Genomic DNA, 13,850 nt, shown 5'->3' with positions numbered 1-13,850 from the left:
AGACTCAAAACCGGTCCTTTCAACAAGTTTCGGTCGTAGTAGTAGCGTAGCGTGCAAATACAGGAGAACGGCGGTTGTTCACCACGACAATGTCTGCGGCGAATCGGCGATCCGTCCGAAAGCAGAAATGGGGTGGAAGGACTAAGCCGCTCGCGCGGCAATGGCGCTCGTGACAAGCGGTGCGCCTGCTGATCGACCAGGGTTCTTTGTGACTCGGGTTCCTGGCCTGACGATTGGGGTCATCTCAATCATCAGACAGGAGGTTCCCATGAAGAAGGAGGGGACCACCCCACTGCGCGCGCGCATGATCGAAGACATGCGTATCCGTGGAATGGGCGACAAGGCTCAGGAGGCCCATACTCGGGCCATCAAGGGTTTCGCCGGGTTTTTGAGGCATCGGTTTGCGCCACGTAACGCTGAACACCGCAAGACCATCGAACACGACAGGAAGGAGACGGTCAGACCTGCTTCCGATCATGTCATCGCGCGCCCCTCAGATCAGCCCGTTTGCTTCTGCCGCCAACTCCGGCGGCCAACGCCGCGCTGCGGCCCGCATCGAAAAACCTTCAGGGAATGCTGAAAGGCAGCTTTCAGCAGTCAACACCTCCAAGCGGACGTTGTTGAACGACCTGCCAAAGCATGCCGGCGATCAAGACGTTGATCGTCGCCAAAGCTGCTATGACATGAAGCACGGATAGAGGCCATCGTGTCGGCCGATAGCTTCCGGGTATCGTGTACGCAGATAGAACCCCGATCACAGTCGGTAGCACCACGATCAGCACCAATTCCATGATGACCGCCCCGATCGGCACTTGCAGCTCGATGCCGGTGAGAAGTAGGAACAAGATCGGCACGATGAATGGCGAAAGGACCGTGTTGACGGCATTGAGGACGGCCGCGAGGGCTACATTGCCGCGCGCGAGTAGGACCAACAGCGGCGCGGAAACGTCAGTCGGCAGGGTTCCCACAAGGGTTTGACCTGCGGCCAGCGGCCCCGAACCGAAAAACAGGCGTCCTGTAAGCCAGCCGGCGAGCGACATAGGGCCATAGACGAGTCCGAGCGTCCATAGCTGCCGACTCGGCTTTTTGAAAACCAACTTCACGGCATGAACGTCAAAGGTCAGGCTGATAACCAGCATCAGCATGGCCAGAAGCGGGCTTATGCCGCTTTCAAGGATGACCCCGACAGAAGGCACCAGCAGGCCGAGCGCGGCCGTCGCGACGGCCAGCAGCAGGAGGTTGTTTTCAACTAAGGGGAGGATTTTTTGCACGGCCAGTCCTAGTCGCTGCGGATCGACCCTGTTGGGCGGCCTTCGCATTTTGCGAATAAGGCAATCGCTTGATCGCAATATTTACAGTGGCCCTCGCAGCAGTCGTGCATGAGAAAGGCGACTAGATCGGAAAGCGCCGGCCAACAGGCACTATAGATAATCGACTTCCCATCTCGTCGCCCCCGCACGAGTCCGGCGTGTTCCAGTTCCTTGAGATGGAAGGAAATGCGCGATGGCGGCGAATCATCGAGCGCGAGGGCGATGGCACCAGCGGCCATCCCGTCAGCGCCAGCGACCACCAACATGCGGATTATCCGTAAGCGATCCTCGTGAGCCAGCGCGGCGAAGCCCACAAGCGCGTCATTCTCTTCCATAACATTTTAACATTTCACGTTTTATCGAAATGACAATTATATTTGGTGGGCGCGCACGTCAATGTTCTGCACTTCCACCCCGCCAATCATTTCGGCGACAGGGTTTCAATAATCCTGCAATCGGCGACCACGCCGCACCCACACTGGTCGATCATCCTGTCGAGTTCGGCCTTTAGCGCCATCAGATCAGTGATCTTCTTTTCGACCTCTGCACGATGTTCACTGGCGATGGCATCAACAGCCGCGCAGGATTGCCCGCGATTGTCGGAGAGCGCGAGAAGTGCCCTGATCTGGTCGAGCGAAAAACCGAGATCACGCGCGCGCCGGATGAAGCTTAGGCGATTCAGATGATCCGGCTCATAGGCCCGGTAGTTACCGTCGGTGCGTGACGGCTCGGGCAGTAGACCCTTCTTCTCGTAAAACCGGATTGTTTCGACCTTGGTACTGGTTTGCCTTGCAAGATGACCGATCGTCAGAATGGAAGAGTTCATTGAACTACCCTGTAGCGAATACAGGGTTAATGTAGGCCGGATCTGGACGTTTGTCGATCTCGATGGGTAGCCTATTGCGCCGCTCTGGCGCTCTCCACTTCTTCACGCACCAGATCGTAGAGTTGCTGCGGTCCGATGGATCCCAGCGGCCTACTATTCACAAAAAAGGTTGGTGTCTGACGGATATTATTGCTCTGAACATCGGCCAGATCCAGCTCAAGAACCGCATCGATCTCGGCCGAGGACATTTCGCGCCGTGCCTGTTCGGCATTAAGCCCGGCCGCCGCTGCGATCTCCCAGGCTTTCGCAAGGTCGGGTGCACCATGCACGGCCCATTCCGGCTGTCGCGCCAGCAGGGCCTCCAGCACCGGTTCGTAGCGGTCCTGAAGACGAGCCGCTTCCAAAATCCTGACGGCTTCGTCCGATCCCTCATGGAAGGGCGCGTATCGGATGACAAGGCGCGTCTCGCCAGGGAAATTCGCCATGATCTGCTTAACGGCTGGATAAAAAGCTCGGCACGCCTCGCAAGAAGGATCGAAGAATTCCACGATCGTCACCGGCGCATCCGCAGGGCCAATGATTGGTGAATGCGCCCTGGTCATCGCATCACCTTGCGGTGCTGGAACGGGCTGTGCCGAGGTGCTGCCGTAGCGGTCGTAGAGAAAGGCTCCGCCGGCAAAGACGATCAGTGCGACGAGGCCAGTGAAAAGTACGACGGACCGTCTGGTCATGCTGGACGCCTCCGGCGCGCGAGAATGAGAAGAAGGGCAATGCTCAAGAAGGCAACGAGCGACAGGTAGGGGAGCGGCAAAACGCCAAGGATCGTCATATCGGCGCTCGAACAGGATGGGCCGTCTTGACCACAGGGCTCGATGGCGGCGGGAATGATGCCCGCATAAAGCAGGGAGTGGAACGCCGCGATGGCGGCGCCGAGGGTGGTCAATGGAAGCCCGTACCAGGAAACGCTGGTCTCGCCCCGAAAGCTAGCGACAGCCAGAATGACCGCCAGCGGAAACATGAAAGCGCGCTGATACCAGCACAGATTGCACGGCGTCTGTCCCATGATCTCACCAATGAAGAGAGCGCCGAGCGAGGCAGCAAGCGCGATGAACCACGCCAGGAACACGACCGCCCAAGCATTTGCAGTTGTGCCTGCTCCGGCGGTCATAGCACTCCCTTTCGCAGCGTTTCTTTCGTTCCATCAAGCTTTGTATTTCACGCATCGTTGCACCCTGTACCAGCTACAAGGTCAAGTCTCTTTTGTTGAAGCTGTGCGACGAATTCGCACACGGATCGCCGCACAAAGGTAATCATAGAAAACCGGCCCTTGACCCTGTAGTTGCTACAGGGTCTATCTGCGGTGTCACATCTAATTGGCGAGGTGATACCATGGCGGCTGCGAGCAATTACAGACTACGTGTCGAAGGCATGGACTGCGCCTCTTGCGCGTTGAAAATCGAGACGGCGGTGCAACGCCTGCCGGGCGTTAGCGACATCAATGTCAGCTACGCCAACGAGACGCTTGCATTGCAACTCGATGAAGACCGGACGGTCCTCGGCACCATTGAGCAAAAGATCCGAGCGCTCGGCTACACACCAGTGCTCGAGCAGACCGAGGCAAAGGCGAGCCCACCTCGGAAGCGCATCGCAGAGGCATGGTGGAAAGGCAACAAGGGTCGGCTTGTGCTCCTTACCGGCGCGTTGTTCATCCTTGCCTTCGCCCTCGCGCGTGTCCTGCCCGAATGGGAGCAATGGCTCTATTCGGGCGCTGCATTGATCAGCGTCATCCCGTTCGCGAGGCGGGCGGTCGCCGGTGCGATGTCCGGCTCACCCTTCACTATCGAGACGTTGATGACGGTCGCGGCACTCGGCGCGGTCGCCATCGGCGAGGCCGAAGAAGCTGCTGTCGTGATCTTCCTGTTCGCAGTGGGCGAACTGCTTGAAACCGTGGCGGCAGGCCGTGCGCGGGCAGGCATTGAAGCGCTGATCGATCTCGTGCCCCGGGTCGCGTTCCGCGAGCGTGATGGTGTCATTGAGCAGGTCGCTGCCGAAGAGCTGGCCATTGGTGATGTCGTCGTTGTTCGGCCTGGGGACCGTGTGCCGTCTGACGGCACGGTGATTGATGGTGCATCTGAGGTCGATGAGGCGCCCGTGACAGGCGAATCCATGCCCGTGCTGAAAGAAGCCGGCGCAAACGTCTATGCCGGCAGCATCAATGCAAATGGCGAGTTGCGGGTGTCGATCAGCCATGTCGCGGCCGACAATACCATTGCCCGCATCATCCACATGGTCGAGGAAGCTCAGGAATCAAAGGCCCCGACGGCGCGTATGATCGACCGTTTCAGCCGTTGGTATACGCCGGGCGCGATGGTCGTCGCAGCTCTGATCGTTGTCGTGCCCCCGCTCGCCTTCGGCGGAGACTGGATGACATGGGTGTATCGGGGCCTTGCCACGCTGCTCATTGCTTGCCCCTGCGCACTCGTTATTTCCACGCCGGCGGCCATCGCCTCAGGTCTTGCCGCCGGCGCGCGTCAGGGATTGCTGATCAAGAGCGGTGCGGCGCTGGAAATACTCGGTAAGGTCGTAACTGTTGCCTTCGACAAGACAGGAACGCTGACGCGTGGCCATCCCCAGGTGACGGACATTGTGCCGATCATTGGGGACGAGAATTCCGTCCTTGCCATTGCAGCGGCCGTCGAGCGCAGCACCAGCCATCCTCTCGGGGTTGCAATCGTGGAGGCGGCAAAGGTGCGGGGGCTCGAACTGCCCGTCACCTTCGGGGGCGGCGTTGCCACACCCGGCAAAGCGGTCACAGCGCGGTTGAAGGACGGCTTCGCTTCGGTCGGGTCTCCCCGTCATGCCGCCGAACAGACTGCACTCGAAGAGAACATCGCCGAGGCGATCACCACACTGGAGAGCCAGGGCAAGACGGTCGTCGTGCTTATAAAGGGCAAGAGCATCGAGGGATTGATCGCGTTGCGCGACGAACCGCGCGACGACGCTATCGAAGGTGTGAAGCGACTGACAGATCGAGGTGTGCGCCCTCTGATGCTGACCGGCGACAACAAGCGCACGGCCGACGCCATTGCGGCCCATCTTGGCCTTGAGGCAAGCGCCGAATTGTTGCCCGACGCCAAGCTCGCCGAGATCGGTCGCCTCAAAGCAAATGGCCCGATCGCCATGGTGGGAGACGGTATCAATGACGCGCCGGCGCTCGCAGCCGCTTCCGTTGGCGTTGCCATGGGTGCAGGCACCGACGTTGCTCTGGAGACCGCAGATGCCGCGCTGCTCAGAAACCGGGTGACGGGTGTTGCCGATCTCATCGGGTTGTCACAGGCGACACTCGGCAATATTTGGCAAAATATCGCCATAGCGCTTGGTCTGAAGGCCGTCTTCCTCGTGACGACTCTATTCGGCATTACCACGCTCTGGATGGCGATCCTCGCCGATACGGGCGCTACGGTCCTCGTTACGGCCAGTGCGCTGCGCCTGCTGACCTGGCGCGGCACCCGCGACAAATGAGCTTAAGCAGTGCGCGAAGGCAGGTCGCGGCTTCCACTTCTCGCCAAGAAAGCCGAGGTGTAGTTTATGAATAATCAGTCCAAGGGCAGTGCCACTTCATCCGAGAAGAGCGAACAATGGGCGCTCGCATGGGTGCTTGCGATCAATACGGCCCAGGCAGCCATTGTGGGAGGATTAGGGTGGTGGGCTCAGTCAACAGGATTGATGGGCTCTGCACTCGATAATCTTGGCGATGCCGGTGTCTACGCCATCAGTCTTTTCGTCGTAGGGCGCGGATTGGCGGCGAAGGTTCGCGTTGCCCGGTTGTCAGGTATCCTACTGATTATATTCGCCGGTCTGCTTCTGTTTGAGGTCGGTCGACGCTTCATTACTGGCTCTGATCCAATAGGGCCGGTCATGATCGCCGTGGCGATAGCGAGCGCCCTTACGAATACGGTCTGTATGTGGATTTTAAAATCACATCGGGAAAACGGCGTGCATCTGCAAGCCTCATGGATTTTCACGACAAACGACATGCTCGTGAACTCGGCGATCGCTGTTTCTGGTCTCGCCGTAATTCTTTTCAGCTCGCCCTATCCGGATCTGATCATTGGCCTGGGTGTGGTTGTTGTCGTTGTCAGAAGCGGCTTGGAAATCCTTGAAAAGGCCGGAGAAGCTGGAAACAAAGGAAAATAACATGGCCAACATGCGAGCTCTATCCGCCGCCTTCCTTGCCCTTGCAGTATCGATCTCTCCTGCTGTGGGGCACGACTTCCAGGGTGGTTCGATCACCATCGATCATCCGTGGTCACGCGCGACTCCGCCGATCGCCCCGGTAGCCGGTGGCTATCTGACGCTGACGAACGATGGCGACATTGCCGACCGTCTGGTCTCAATCTCATCACCTCTGTCAGAACGGGTGGAGATCCACGCGTCGACCGTGAGCGACGGGGTTGCCAGCATGAGGCCTGTGCAAAATGGCATCGAAATTGGGGCTGGCGAGAAGATCGAACTTCAACCTGGCCGTATGCACATCATGTTTTTGAAGCCATCGCGTCCTTTGAAGGAAGGGGAGCGGTTTGCGGCAACGCTGGTGTTCGAGCTAGCCGGTACCATTGACGTTGAGTTCGCTGTGCAGAACATGGGTGCTCGTCCGGAATCTGCGAACGAACATGACGGGCACGGAGAGGCTGTCCAATGAGCGGCGTCAAACTTTTCCGCCTCGTTGCATGGGTTGCCGTCGCCGTTGTCGGCGGGCTTTTCATCGGCTTGTCAGTATCCAAGCCTTGGCAGCAGCAAACTGCGGCGGTCGCGTCTTCGACAGGCATCGCAGCTATCGGCGGCCCGTTCCAGCTCACATCTCATCAAGGCGAGACAATCGGCAATGCCGCGCTGGCTGGAAAGCCTTATCTCGCCTTCTTCGGCTTCACCCATTGTCCCGATGTGTGTCCGACCACGCTCTACGAACTCAGCGATCTCATGAACGAGCTCGGGCCGGCAGCCGACCAGTTCAACGTACTGTTCTTCACCGTCGATCCCGAACGGGACACCCAAGAACTGCTGTCTCAATACATGACAGCCTTTGATGATCGCATCCTCGCATTGCGGGGAAATCGACAGGAAACGGACGCCGTGGTGAAGGCCTTTGCGGCCTACGCGCGAAAAGTGCCTCTGGAGGGGGGCGAATACACGATGGATCACACCGCAGGCGTCTACATGATGGATGCCGAGAGCCAATTCGTCGGCACGCTCGACATGCACGAGCCGCGAGAGATTCGATTGCAGAAGCTCCGCCGCCTGGCGGGCGAGATTGGCTGATGGAGTTCTCCAGCATCGGAATAGCGACGGCTTTCGCCGCTGGCGTCGTATCCTTCCTGTCGCCCTGCGTTCTGCCGCTGGTGCCGGGCTATATTTCCTACGTCGCAGGCCGGACGATTAGCCCAGACGGAATTGCGGCCGATACAGAATTCAGGGCAGCGGGCCGAACTCTCGGCCTCAGCCTCTGCTTCGTCCTCGGCTTCACGACCGTGTTCGTCATCCTTGGGGCCAGCGCCACCGTGTTGAGCCGGCTCCTGCGCATGTATCTTTTCGAAGCTAATCTGATTGGCGGGGGGATCGTCATCGTTTTCGGCCTGTTCACGACCGGCCTTGTACCCATGCCCTGGCTCAATCGTGAAGCCCGGTTCCATGCCAACCCGGGCAGCGGAAGCGCCGGGGCCGCTTATCTCCTTGGTCTCGCTTTCGCGTTCGGCTGGACTCCCTGCATCGGACCAGTGCTGGGAGTGATTTTGACCCTGTCCGCCGCGAACGCCACGGTGGCAAGCGGAACGACGCTGCTCGCCGTCTACTCCCTTGGTCTTGGCCTCCCTTTCATCTTGGCCGCTTTGTTCATGCGCGGGTTCATGGCTCGGATGATGTCGATGCGCCGCACTGGCCGCGTGCTCAAAATCGTCGCTGGTGGGGTGATGGTGGTGATGGGCATCGCCATGATCACCGGCCATCTCTCCAGCTTTGCGATATGGCTGCTCCAGACCTTCCCGGCCCTCGGCCGCATCGGCTAAACCGAAGTTAAAGGAAATCTCGACATGCTCAGGCTCGGCCTTCCCATTGCCTTTGGCGGATTTTTCTTCGATCAGGCGACGAAGTGGTGGGTGCTGAACCATGCTATGAATCCGCCTCAGGTCATCCCCGTTACCGGCTTCTTCAATCTCGTGCTCGGCTTCAATACCGGCGTGAGCTTCGGATTGTTCGGCCAGGCTCCGGCTTGGACCCTGGTAGCGTTCACGCTTACCATAGTTGCGGGGCTCCTGGTCTGGATCAAGCGAACCGACAGCAGACTAACGGCCTGCGCCCTTGGGCTCATCGTCGGAGGTGCGCTCGGCAATCTGCTCGATCGGCTGCGCCAGGGTGCCGTGACGGATTTTCTGGATTTTTACGTTGGCAGCTATCATTGGCCCACCTTTAACGTTGCCGACGTAGCGATTGTTTGCGGCGTAGGGCTTTTGCTCGTGGAGAGCGTTCTGGCACGAGGTGAAGCAAAAACTACATGAACAGAAGTCCTCGCCAGCTATTCGAGAGCCATGGTTCGGGGGAAATAGACGTTCTGGTGATCGGCGCGGGTCAAGCGGGTCTCGCAGCCGGTTATTACCTTGCCAGAACAGAGCTTTCATTCCTGATCGTTGATCGCCACGCCCGCATCGGCGACAGTTGGCGCCGTCGCTACGATTCCATGACGTTGTTTACCCCGCGCGCATTCAGTTCGCTGCCTGGTCTTGCGCTCGACGGGGGCCCGGACGGCTACCCAACGCGAGACGAGTTTGCGAACTATCTCGAAACCTACGCCAGCCACTTCGACCTACGGGTGCATTCTGAAAATGGCGCGACTCGGCTCGAACGCCGGCCCGATGGGCGGTTCACCGCGCAACTCGATGATGGCAGACACGTGGTAGCCAAGGCGGCAATCGTCGCGACGGGTGCGTTTCAGAAACCAATAATCCCAACGATTGCTGCCGGCTTCAACAATGCGGTCGCTCAACTGACACCGGAAAGTTATCACAATCCCGGTGATCTCCCGCCTGGCACGGTCCTTGTTGTCGGGGATGGAGCAAGCGGGCGCGACATCGCAGCTGGGCTGGCTTTGACCCATGAAGTGGTGCTTGCCGCTGGACGCAGCCGCGGTCTGTTTCCCGAGCGCATTCTGGGCAAGAGTACATGGTGGTGGCTGCACACATTGGGCTTGATGAGAGCAAGGCCCGAATCCGCGATAGGACGCCTGATGCGGCGCGCGGACCCCTTTCCTGACAGGGATCGCAGCCTTGACGACTTGGAACGAAGGGGCGTAGGCGTCGCAAAACGCTTGGTCTCTTCACAAGACCGCTTCGCATTCTTTGCCGATGGATCGAACCGGGTGGTCGATTCCGTCATCTGGTGCATTGGATATCGAGATGAGAGCGCATGGCTCCAGATTCCAGGCAGTACCCGTTCCAACGGAAGCTTTCTGCAGGCAGGCGGGCTGTCTCCCGTACCAGGTCTTTTTCACTTAGGTCGCCCATGGCAGCGAAATCGTGCTTCAGCCCTCGTCATGGGTGTCGGCGAAGATGCTTTCCTAGTTGTCGCGGAATGCTTGAAATCCTGCTCCGTCCGCTAATGGGGGGTGACGTTGCCGCATACGGGGATGACGAACCCTGCACGGCCATTGTCGCGGTGATCCCAGACAAATGACCGTTCTGCAGTAGGTGTTATAGGTATGACGACAGCCCCGACCTACGTCTGGTTTTAGGAGTGATGACCGACAACAGGAACGACCGGGATGGGGCCGAGGCTGTGTGAAAACCCCTGATGATGCTATGATCTGGCACTGCTTCGGGGGTGCCGTATGGGACGTTTCGTTGAAGCTGCTGACCGTCACCAGGCGAGCTTTTTGCCGGCGTGTGTCGAAGACTATGTGGATGCTGACAACCCGGTTCGCATCATCGACGCATTTGTCGATGAACTCGATCTGGCCGAACTCGGTTTCGCTCGTGTGCAGCCGGCAGCGACTGGCAGGCCCGGCTACGCGCCCGGCACAATGCTCAAGCTCTATGTCTATGGATACCTGTATCAGCTGACCTCGAGCCGGAAACTCGAGCGCGAGGCAGGTCGCAACATCGAGCTGATGTGGCTGACCGGCAAGCTGGTGCCGGACTTCAAGACCATCGCCGACTTCCGCCGCGACAATGCCGGTGCGATCCAGATCGCATGTCAGCGCTTTGTTGCTATCTGCCGCGCTCTTGGTCTGGTGGGTGGCGGCATGGTCGCGATCGATGGGTCACGCTTGCGGGCGCTCCAGCGGTGAACACGCACGAGAAGAACTACACCAAGGGCAAGCTGGCGCGCCGGAGGGCCCATGTCGAGGAGAGCATCGCGCGCTATCTTGCCGAGCTTGAGGAAGCCGACAGTGCGGAAGCCGGCCCGGCTACGCCGCGCATCGAGCACCTGACCGAGCGACTGGCGTCGCTGCGCGGTCGGCTCGGCGAGCTCGAGGAGATTGGTCGACAACTGCAAGCCGCTCCAGATGAGCAGATCTCGCTCACCGACCCGGACGCCCGCGCCATGGCAACCGGAAGCGATCATCGCGGTGTAGTCGGTTACAACGTCCAGGCCGCCGTCGATACCAAGCACCATATCGTCGTCGCCAATGCGGTGAGCAACCGCGGCCATGACCGCTCGCATCTGCTTGAGATGGCCAAAGCCGCACAGGCCGAGGCTGGCGCTTCCGACATGATCGCGCTTGCCGATCGTGGATACTATGAGGGCGAGCAGATCCGCTCCTGCGCTGAAGCAGGCATCATCCCGATGGTACCCAAGCCCAATACGTCACCGGCTCAGGCGCGTGGCTTTTGGGGCAAGGCTATGTTCGTGCATGAGCCTGAGACCGACACCTACCGCTGCCCAGTTGGCGAGCAGCTGCAGAAGCGCTTCGCCAGGGTGGAGGGCGGCAAGCTCATCGGTGTTTACTTCAACCAGAAAGCCTGCGGTGCGTGCTCATCTCGTCCCCTGTGCACCGCCGGCAAGGAGAAGCGCATCCGAAGATGGGAGCACGAACGAAGCAGTACTCGATCAGATGGAGCGAAGGCTCCAAGCGATGCCCGAAGCAATGGCGGTACGACGCTGCACGGTCGAGCACGTCTTCGGCACCATAAAAGGCTGGATGGGCGCCACCCACTTCCGAACGCGCGGGTGTTGGTTTGCACGCGGAACTGAGCCAGTTTTTCCACCGAGAAGTGAGCCACCTCTAAGTATGGTTTTCTGATCAGGGTTTAGTCAAGGGATTGGCGTTTTGTCCTCTCTTCTGTGCTGCGGCTGCCGAGCTGGCCTTGAAGCGGAAGCTGTCGTTCCCTGTTTCCAGGATATGGCAGCGATGGGTCAAACGATCGAGCAATGCGGTTGTCATCTTGGCGTCGCCGAAGACGGTTGCCCATTCGCTGAAGCTGAGGTTGGTGGTAATCACAACGCTCGTCCGTTCATAGAGCTTGCTCAGAAGGTGGAAGAGCAGTGCTCCCCCTGAGGCGCTGAACGGCAGGTATCCCAACTCGTCGAGGATGAGCAGATCAAGGCGGACCAAGGTCTCTGCGATCTGCCCCGCCTTGCCTTTAGCCTTCTCCTGCTCAAGCGCGTTGACCAATTCGATGGTCGAGAAGAATCGGACCTTTCGACGGTGATGCTCGATCGCCTGGATGCCGAGGGCGGTGGCGACATGTGTTTTTCCTGTGCCCGGTCCGCCGACAAGCACGATATTCTGCGCGCCGTCGATGAACTCGCATCTATGCAATTGGCGCACCGTCGCTTCGTTGATTTCGCTGGCGGCGAAGTCGTATCCGGAGAGGTCCTTGTAGGCTGGGAAGCGGGCAGCCTTCATGTGATAGGCGATGGACCGGACCTCGCGCTCGGCCATCTCGGCTTTCAGCAACTGGGACAGGATCGGCACGGCTGCATCAAAGGCTGGAGCACCTTGCTCGATCAGGTCACTGACGGCTTGGGACATGCCATACATCTTCAGGCTTCGCAGCATGATGACGACGGCGGCACTGGCTGGATCATGACGCATGGCGACCTCCAACGATCCGGACACGCAGGCCATCATAGCGTTCGACATTGGCCTTGGGTTCGCGCAGCAAAGTCAGTGCCTGTGGCGTATCGACGTCGGGACCGTCAGTCGTCTTATCGTCGATCAGCATATGCAGCAGGTTTAGCACATGCATTTTGGTTGCCACGCCTTGATCCAAAGCCAATTCCACAGCACTGATGACGGCCTGTTCGTTGTGATGAAGGACGAGGGCAAGAATATCGGCCATCTCACGATCACCACCAGGGCGGCGCAGCATCTGCTCCTGCAGCTGTCGAAAGGCCAGCGGCAATTCCAGGAAGGGTGCGCCATTGCGCAGTGCTCCAGGCTTGCGCTGGATGACCGCAAGGTAATGGCGCCAGTCGTAAATCGTCCTCGGCGGTTTGTCGTGGCTGCGTTCTATGATCCGCGGATGTTCGCAAAGGATATTGCCCTCGGCCGCAACGACCAGTCGCTCGGGATAAATCCTCAGGCTGACGGGCCGGTTCGCAAAAGACGCAGGCACGCTGTAACGATTGCGCTCGAAGGTGATCAGGCATGTCGGCGAGACGCGCTTGCTCTGCTCGACGAAGCCGTCAAACATGGCGGGGAGCGCCATCAATGCTGCCCGCTCATCAGCCCAAACATCCGCGATCGAGCCGGACAAGGTGCCATGCGCTGTCTCCCGCCACAGGTCCTGGCAATGCTGTTCCAGCCAGATATTCAATGCCCCCAAATCTGGAAAGTCGGGCATCTGTTGCCACAGCCGCGGTCGGGCATCCTGGACGTTCTTCTCGACCTGCCCCTTCTCCCAGCCCGCGGCGGGATTGCAGAACTCTGGCGCAAAGACGTAATGGTTCGTCATCGCAAGGAAACGGATGTTGACCTGTCGCTCCTTGCCGCGGCCCACACGATCGACCGCTGTCTTCATGTTATCGTAGATGCCACGACCAGGCACGCCGCCAAACACGCGGAAGCCGTGCCAATGGGCGTCAAACAGCATCTCATGCGTCTGCAACAGGTAGGCCCTGACAAAAAACGCGCGACTGTGCGATAGCTTGATATGCGCGACCTGAAGCTTCGTGCGCTCGCCGCCTATCACGGCATAGTCCTCACTCCAATCGAACTGGAATGCTTCGCCTGGTCGGAAAGACAGCGGAACGAATATGCCGCGGCCCGTCGTCTGCTGCTCACGTTGCCGATCAGCCCGCCAATCACGAGCGAATGCGGCGACCCGACCATAGGAGCCGGTAAAGCCGAGAACCACCAGATCGGAATGAAGCTGCTTCAGTGTTCGGCGCTGCTTGCGCGACTTTCCGGTCTCGGTCTTCAGCCAGGCCGCGAGTTTGTCGGCAAAAGGATCAAGCTTGCTCGGTCGTTCCGGTACCGTGAACGTCGGCTCTATCGTACCCGCGCTCAAATACTTCGCGATCGTGTTGCGCGACAGACCGGTGCGCCGGCTGATCTCGCGGATCGACTGCTTCTCTCGCAGCGCCATGCGCCGGATGATGTTTAAAAGTCCCATGTGGATCACTCCGCTGCCCCCGTCGCTCACCGCGTTGGGGGGAAGGTTCACATGGCTCAGTTCTCAATGGAAATTATCTGCCTAACTGGCTCAGTTCTGCGTGGA

Annotated in this window: 15 protein-coding genes and 1 pseudogene; 9 read left to right on the top strand and 7 right to left on the bottom strand. The window is 59.3% G+C overall.

Translation table 11 applies throughout. From position 1 onward, the window contains the following. Window positions 1-268 precede the first annotated feature (268 nt). On the top strand, window positions 269-580 hold the full coding sequence (locus ABWW11_RS14680) for a hypothetical protein (RefSeq protein ID WP_235924417.1): 312 nt from the start codon (window positions 269-271) through the stop codon (window positions 578-580). 10 nt (window positions 581-590) lie between these two features. On the opposite strand, the gene ABWW11_RS14675 is transcribed toward ABWW11_RS14680, so the two are convergent. The 5 genes from ABWW11_RS14675 to ABWW11_RS14655 form a co-directional block, all read right to left on the bottom strand. Beyond that, entirely contained in the window at window positions 591-1,271 is a 681-nt protein-coding gene (locus ABWW11_RS14675) for a bile acid:sodium symporter family protein (RefSeq protein ID WP_319081177.1), read from the bottom strand. Window positions 1,272-1,279: 8 nt separating this feature from the next. Beyond that, window positions 1,280-1,576: an ArsR/SmtB family transcription factor gene (locus tag ABWW11_RS14670; protein ID WP_502904877.1), complete on the bottom strand. Its 297-nt coding sequence runs from the start codon at window positions 1,574-1,576 to the stop codon at window positions 1,280-1,282. Between the two features lie 155 nt (window positions 1,577-1,731). Beyond that, window positions 1,732-2,136: a MerR family transcriptional regulator gene (locus tag ABWW11_RS14665; RefSeq protein ID WP_010400577.1), complete on the bottom strand. Its 405-nt coding sequence runs from the start codon at window positions 2,134-2,136 to the stop codon at window positions 1,732-1,734. 71 nt (window positions 2,137-2,207) lie between these two features. After that, on the bottom strand, window positions 2,208-2,867 hold the full coding sequence (locus ABWW11_RS14660) for a DsbA family protein (protein ID WP_010400580.1): 660 nt from the start codon (window positions 2,865-2,867) through the stop codon (window positions 2,208-2,210). Continuing rightward, entirely contained in the window at window positions 2,864-3,304 is a 441-nt protein-coding gene (locus ABWW11_RS14655) for a disulfide bond formation protein B (RefSeq protein WP_010400583.1), read from the bottom strand. Before ABWW11_RS14655 ends, ABWW11_RS14660 begins: the two co-directional genes overlap by 4 nt. Window positions 3,305-3,525: 221 nt before the next feature. On the opposite strand from ABWW11_RS14655, the gene ABWW11_RS14650 reads away from it, so the two are divergent. The 8 genes and pseudogenes from ABWW11_RS14650 to ABWW11_RS25275 form a co-directional block, all read left to right on the top strand. Further along, complete coding sequence (locus ABWW11_RS14650) at window positions 3,526-5,658, top strand: heavy metal translocating P-type ATPase (RefSeq protein WP_319081180.1); 2,133 nt, start codon at window positions 3,526-3,528, stop codon at window positions 5,656-5,658. A 66-nt stretch (window positions 5,659-5,724) separates the two neighbouring features. Continuing rightward, the gene (locus ABWW11_RS14645) at window positions 5,725-6,333 is read left to right on the top strand and encodes a cation efflux transmembrane domain-containing protein (RefSeq protein WP_010400587.1); all 609 of its coding nucleotides are present in this window, start codon (window positions 5,725-5,727) and stop codon (window positions 6,331-6,333) included. 1 nt (window position 6,334) lies between these two features. Beyond that, window positions 6,335-6,838, top strand: a complete 504-nt coding sequence (locus ABWW11_RS14640; RefSeq protein ID WP_151576960.1) for a copper chaperone PCu(A)C — start codon at window positions 6,335-6,337, stop codon at window positions 6,836-6,838. Next, window positions 6,835-7,455 (top strand): SCO family protein, encoded by a 621-nt coding sequence (locus ABWW11_RS14635; protein ID WP_151576961.1) that lies wholly within the window; start codon window positions 6,835-6,837, stop codon window positions 7,453-7,455. Before ABWW11_RS14640 ends, ABWW11_RS14635 begins: the two co-directional genes overlap by 4 nt. Continuing rightward, window positions 7,455-8,198, top strand: coding sequence for a cytochrome c biogenesis CcdA family protein (locus ABWW11_RS14630; protein WP_151576962.1), 744 nt, complete (start codon window positions 7,455-7,457; stop codon window positions 8,196-8,198). Before ABWW11_RS14635 ends, ABWW11_RS14630 begins: the two co-directional genes overlap by 1 nt. A 24-nt stretch (window positions 8,199-8,222) precedes the next feature. After that, window positions 8,223-8,687, top strand: a complete 465-nt coding sequence (gene lspA / locus ABWW11_RS14625) for a signal peptidase II (protein WP_151576963.1) — start codon at window positions 8,223-8,225, stop codon at window positions 8,685-8,687. After that, window positions 8,684-9,784, top strand: a complete 1,101-nt coding sequence (locus ABWW11_RS14620) for a flavin-containing monooxygenase (protein ID WP_151576964.1) — start codon at window positions 8,684-8,686, stop codon at window positions 9,782-9,784. The genes lspA and ABWW11_RS14620 overlap by 4 nt, the downstream gene beginning before the upstream one ends. A 228-nt stretch (window positions 9,785-10,012) precedes the next feature. Then, window positions 10,013-10,941: pseudogene (locus tag ABWW11_RS25275) on the top strand (transposase); the annotation flags it as partial. Window positions 10,942-11,428: 487 nt separating this feature from the next. Here the strand turns inward: ABWW11_RS25275 and istB are convergent. Both istB and istA read right to left on the bottom strand, forming a co-directional pair. Then, complete coding sequence (gene istB / locus ABWW11_RS14605) at window positions 11,429-12,223, bottom strand: IS21-like element helper ATPase IstB (protein WP_036589678.1); 795 nt, start codon at window positions 12,221-12,223, stop codon at window positions 11,429-11,431. Next, the gene (istA, locus tag ABWW11_RS14600) at window positions 12,213-13,745 is read right to left on the bottom strand and encodes an IS21 family transposase (RefSeq protein WP_032963552.1); all 1,533 of its coding nucleotides are present in this window, start codon (window positions 13,743-13,745) and stop codon (window positions 12,213-12,215) included. The genes istB and istA overlap by 11 nt, the downstream gene beginning before the upstream one ends. Window positions 13,746-13,850: the final 105 nt, after the last annotated feature.

The sequence above is a fragment of the Brucella sp. NBRC 113783 genome, from assembly GCF_040372265.1.
GTDB classification, from domain to species: domain Bacteria; phylum Pseudomonadota; class Alphaproteobacteria; order Rhizobiales; family Rhizobiaceae; genus Brucella; species Brucella teleogrylli.
Note: the sequence above shows the minus strand (reverse complement) of the source record. Positions and strands in the feature narration are given on the sequence as shown.

What these genes read in the sequence shown, in the direction of transcription:
- ABWW11_RS14680 (WP_235924417.1), top strand. Translation starts at nt 269, where the DNA reads ATGAAGAAGGAGGGGACCACCCCACTGCGCGCGCGCATGATCGAAGAC.
- ABWW11_RS14670 (WP_502904877.1), bottom strand. Translation starts at nt 1,576, where the DNA reads ATGTTGGTGGTCGCTGGCGCTGACGGGATGGCCGCTGGTGCCATCGCC.
- ABWW11_RS14665 (WP_010400577.1), bottom strand. Translation starts at nt 2,136, where the DNA reads ATGAACTCTTCCATTCTGACGATCGGTCATCTTGCAAGGCAAACCAGT.
- ABWW11_RS14660 (WP_010400580.1), bottom strand. Translation starts at nt 2,867, where the DNA reads ATGACCAGACGGTCCGTCGTACTTTTCACTGGCCTCGTCGCACTGATC.
- ABWW11_RS14655 (WP_010400583.1), bottom strand. Translation starts at nt 3,304, where the DNA reads ATGACCGCCGGAGCAGGCACAACTGCAAATGCTTGGGCGGTCGTGTTC.
- ABWW11_RS14650 (WP_319081180.1), top strand. Translation starts at nt 3,526, where the DNA reads ATGGCGGCTGCGAGCAATTACAGACTACGTGTCGAAGGCATGGACTGC.
- ABWW11_RS14645 (WP_010400587.1), top strand. Translation starts at nt 5,725, where the DNA reads ATGAATAATCAGTCCAAGGGCAGTGCCACTTCATCCGAGAAGAGCGAA.
- ABWW11_RS14640 (WP_151576960.1), top strand. Translation starts at nt 6,335, where the DNA reads ATGGCCAACATGCGAGCTCTATCCGCCGCCTTCCTTGCCCTTGCAGTA.
- ABWW11_RS14635 (WP_151576961.1), top strand. Translation starts at nt 6,835, where the DNA reads ATGAGCGGCGTCAAACTTTTCCGCCTCGTTGCATGGGTTGCCGTCGCC.
- ABWW11_RS14630 (WP_151576962.1), top strand. Translation starts at nt 7,455, where the DNA reads ATGGAGTTCTCCAGCATCGGAATAGCGACGGCTTTCGCCGCTGGCGTC.
- lspA (WP_151576963.1), top strand. Translation starts at nt 8,223, where the DNA reads ATGCTCAGGCTCGGCCTTCCCATTGCCTTTGGCGGATTTTTCTTCGAT.
- ABWW11_RS14620 (WP_151576964.1), top strand. Translation starts at nt 8,684, where the DNA reads ATGAACAGAAGTCCTCGCCAGCTATTCGAGAGCCATGGTTCGGGGGAA.
- istB (WP_036589678.1), bottom strand. Translation starts at nt 12,223, where the DNA reads ATGCGTCATGATCCAGCCAGTGCCGCCGTCGTCATCATGCTGCGAAGC.
- istA (WP_032963552.1), bottom strand. Translation starts at nt 13,745, where the DNA reads ATGGGACTTTTAAACATCATCCGGCGCATGGCGCTGCGAGAGAAGCAG.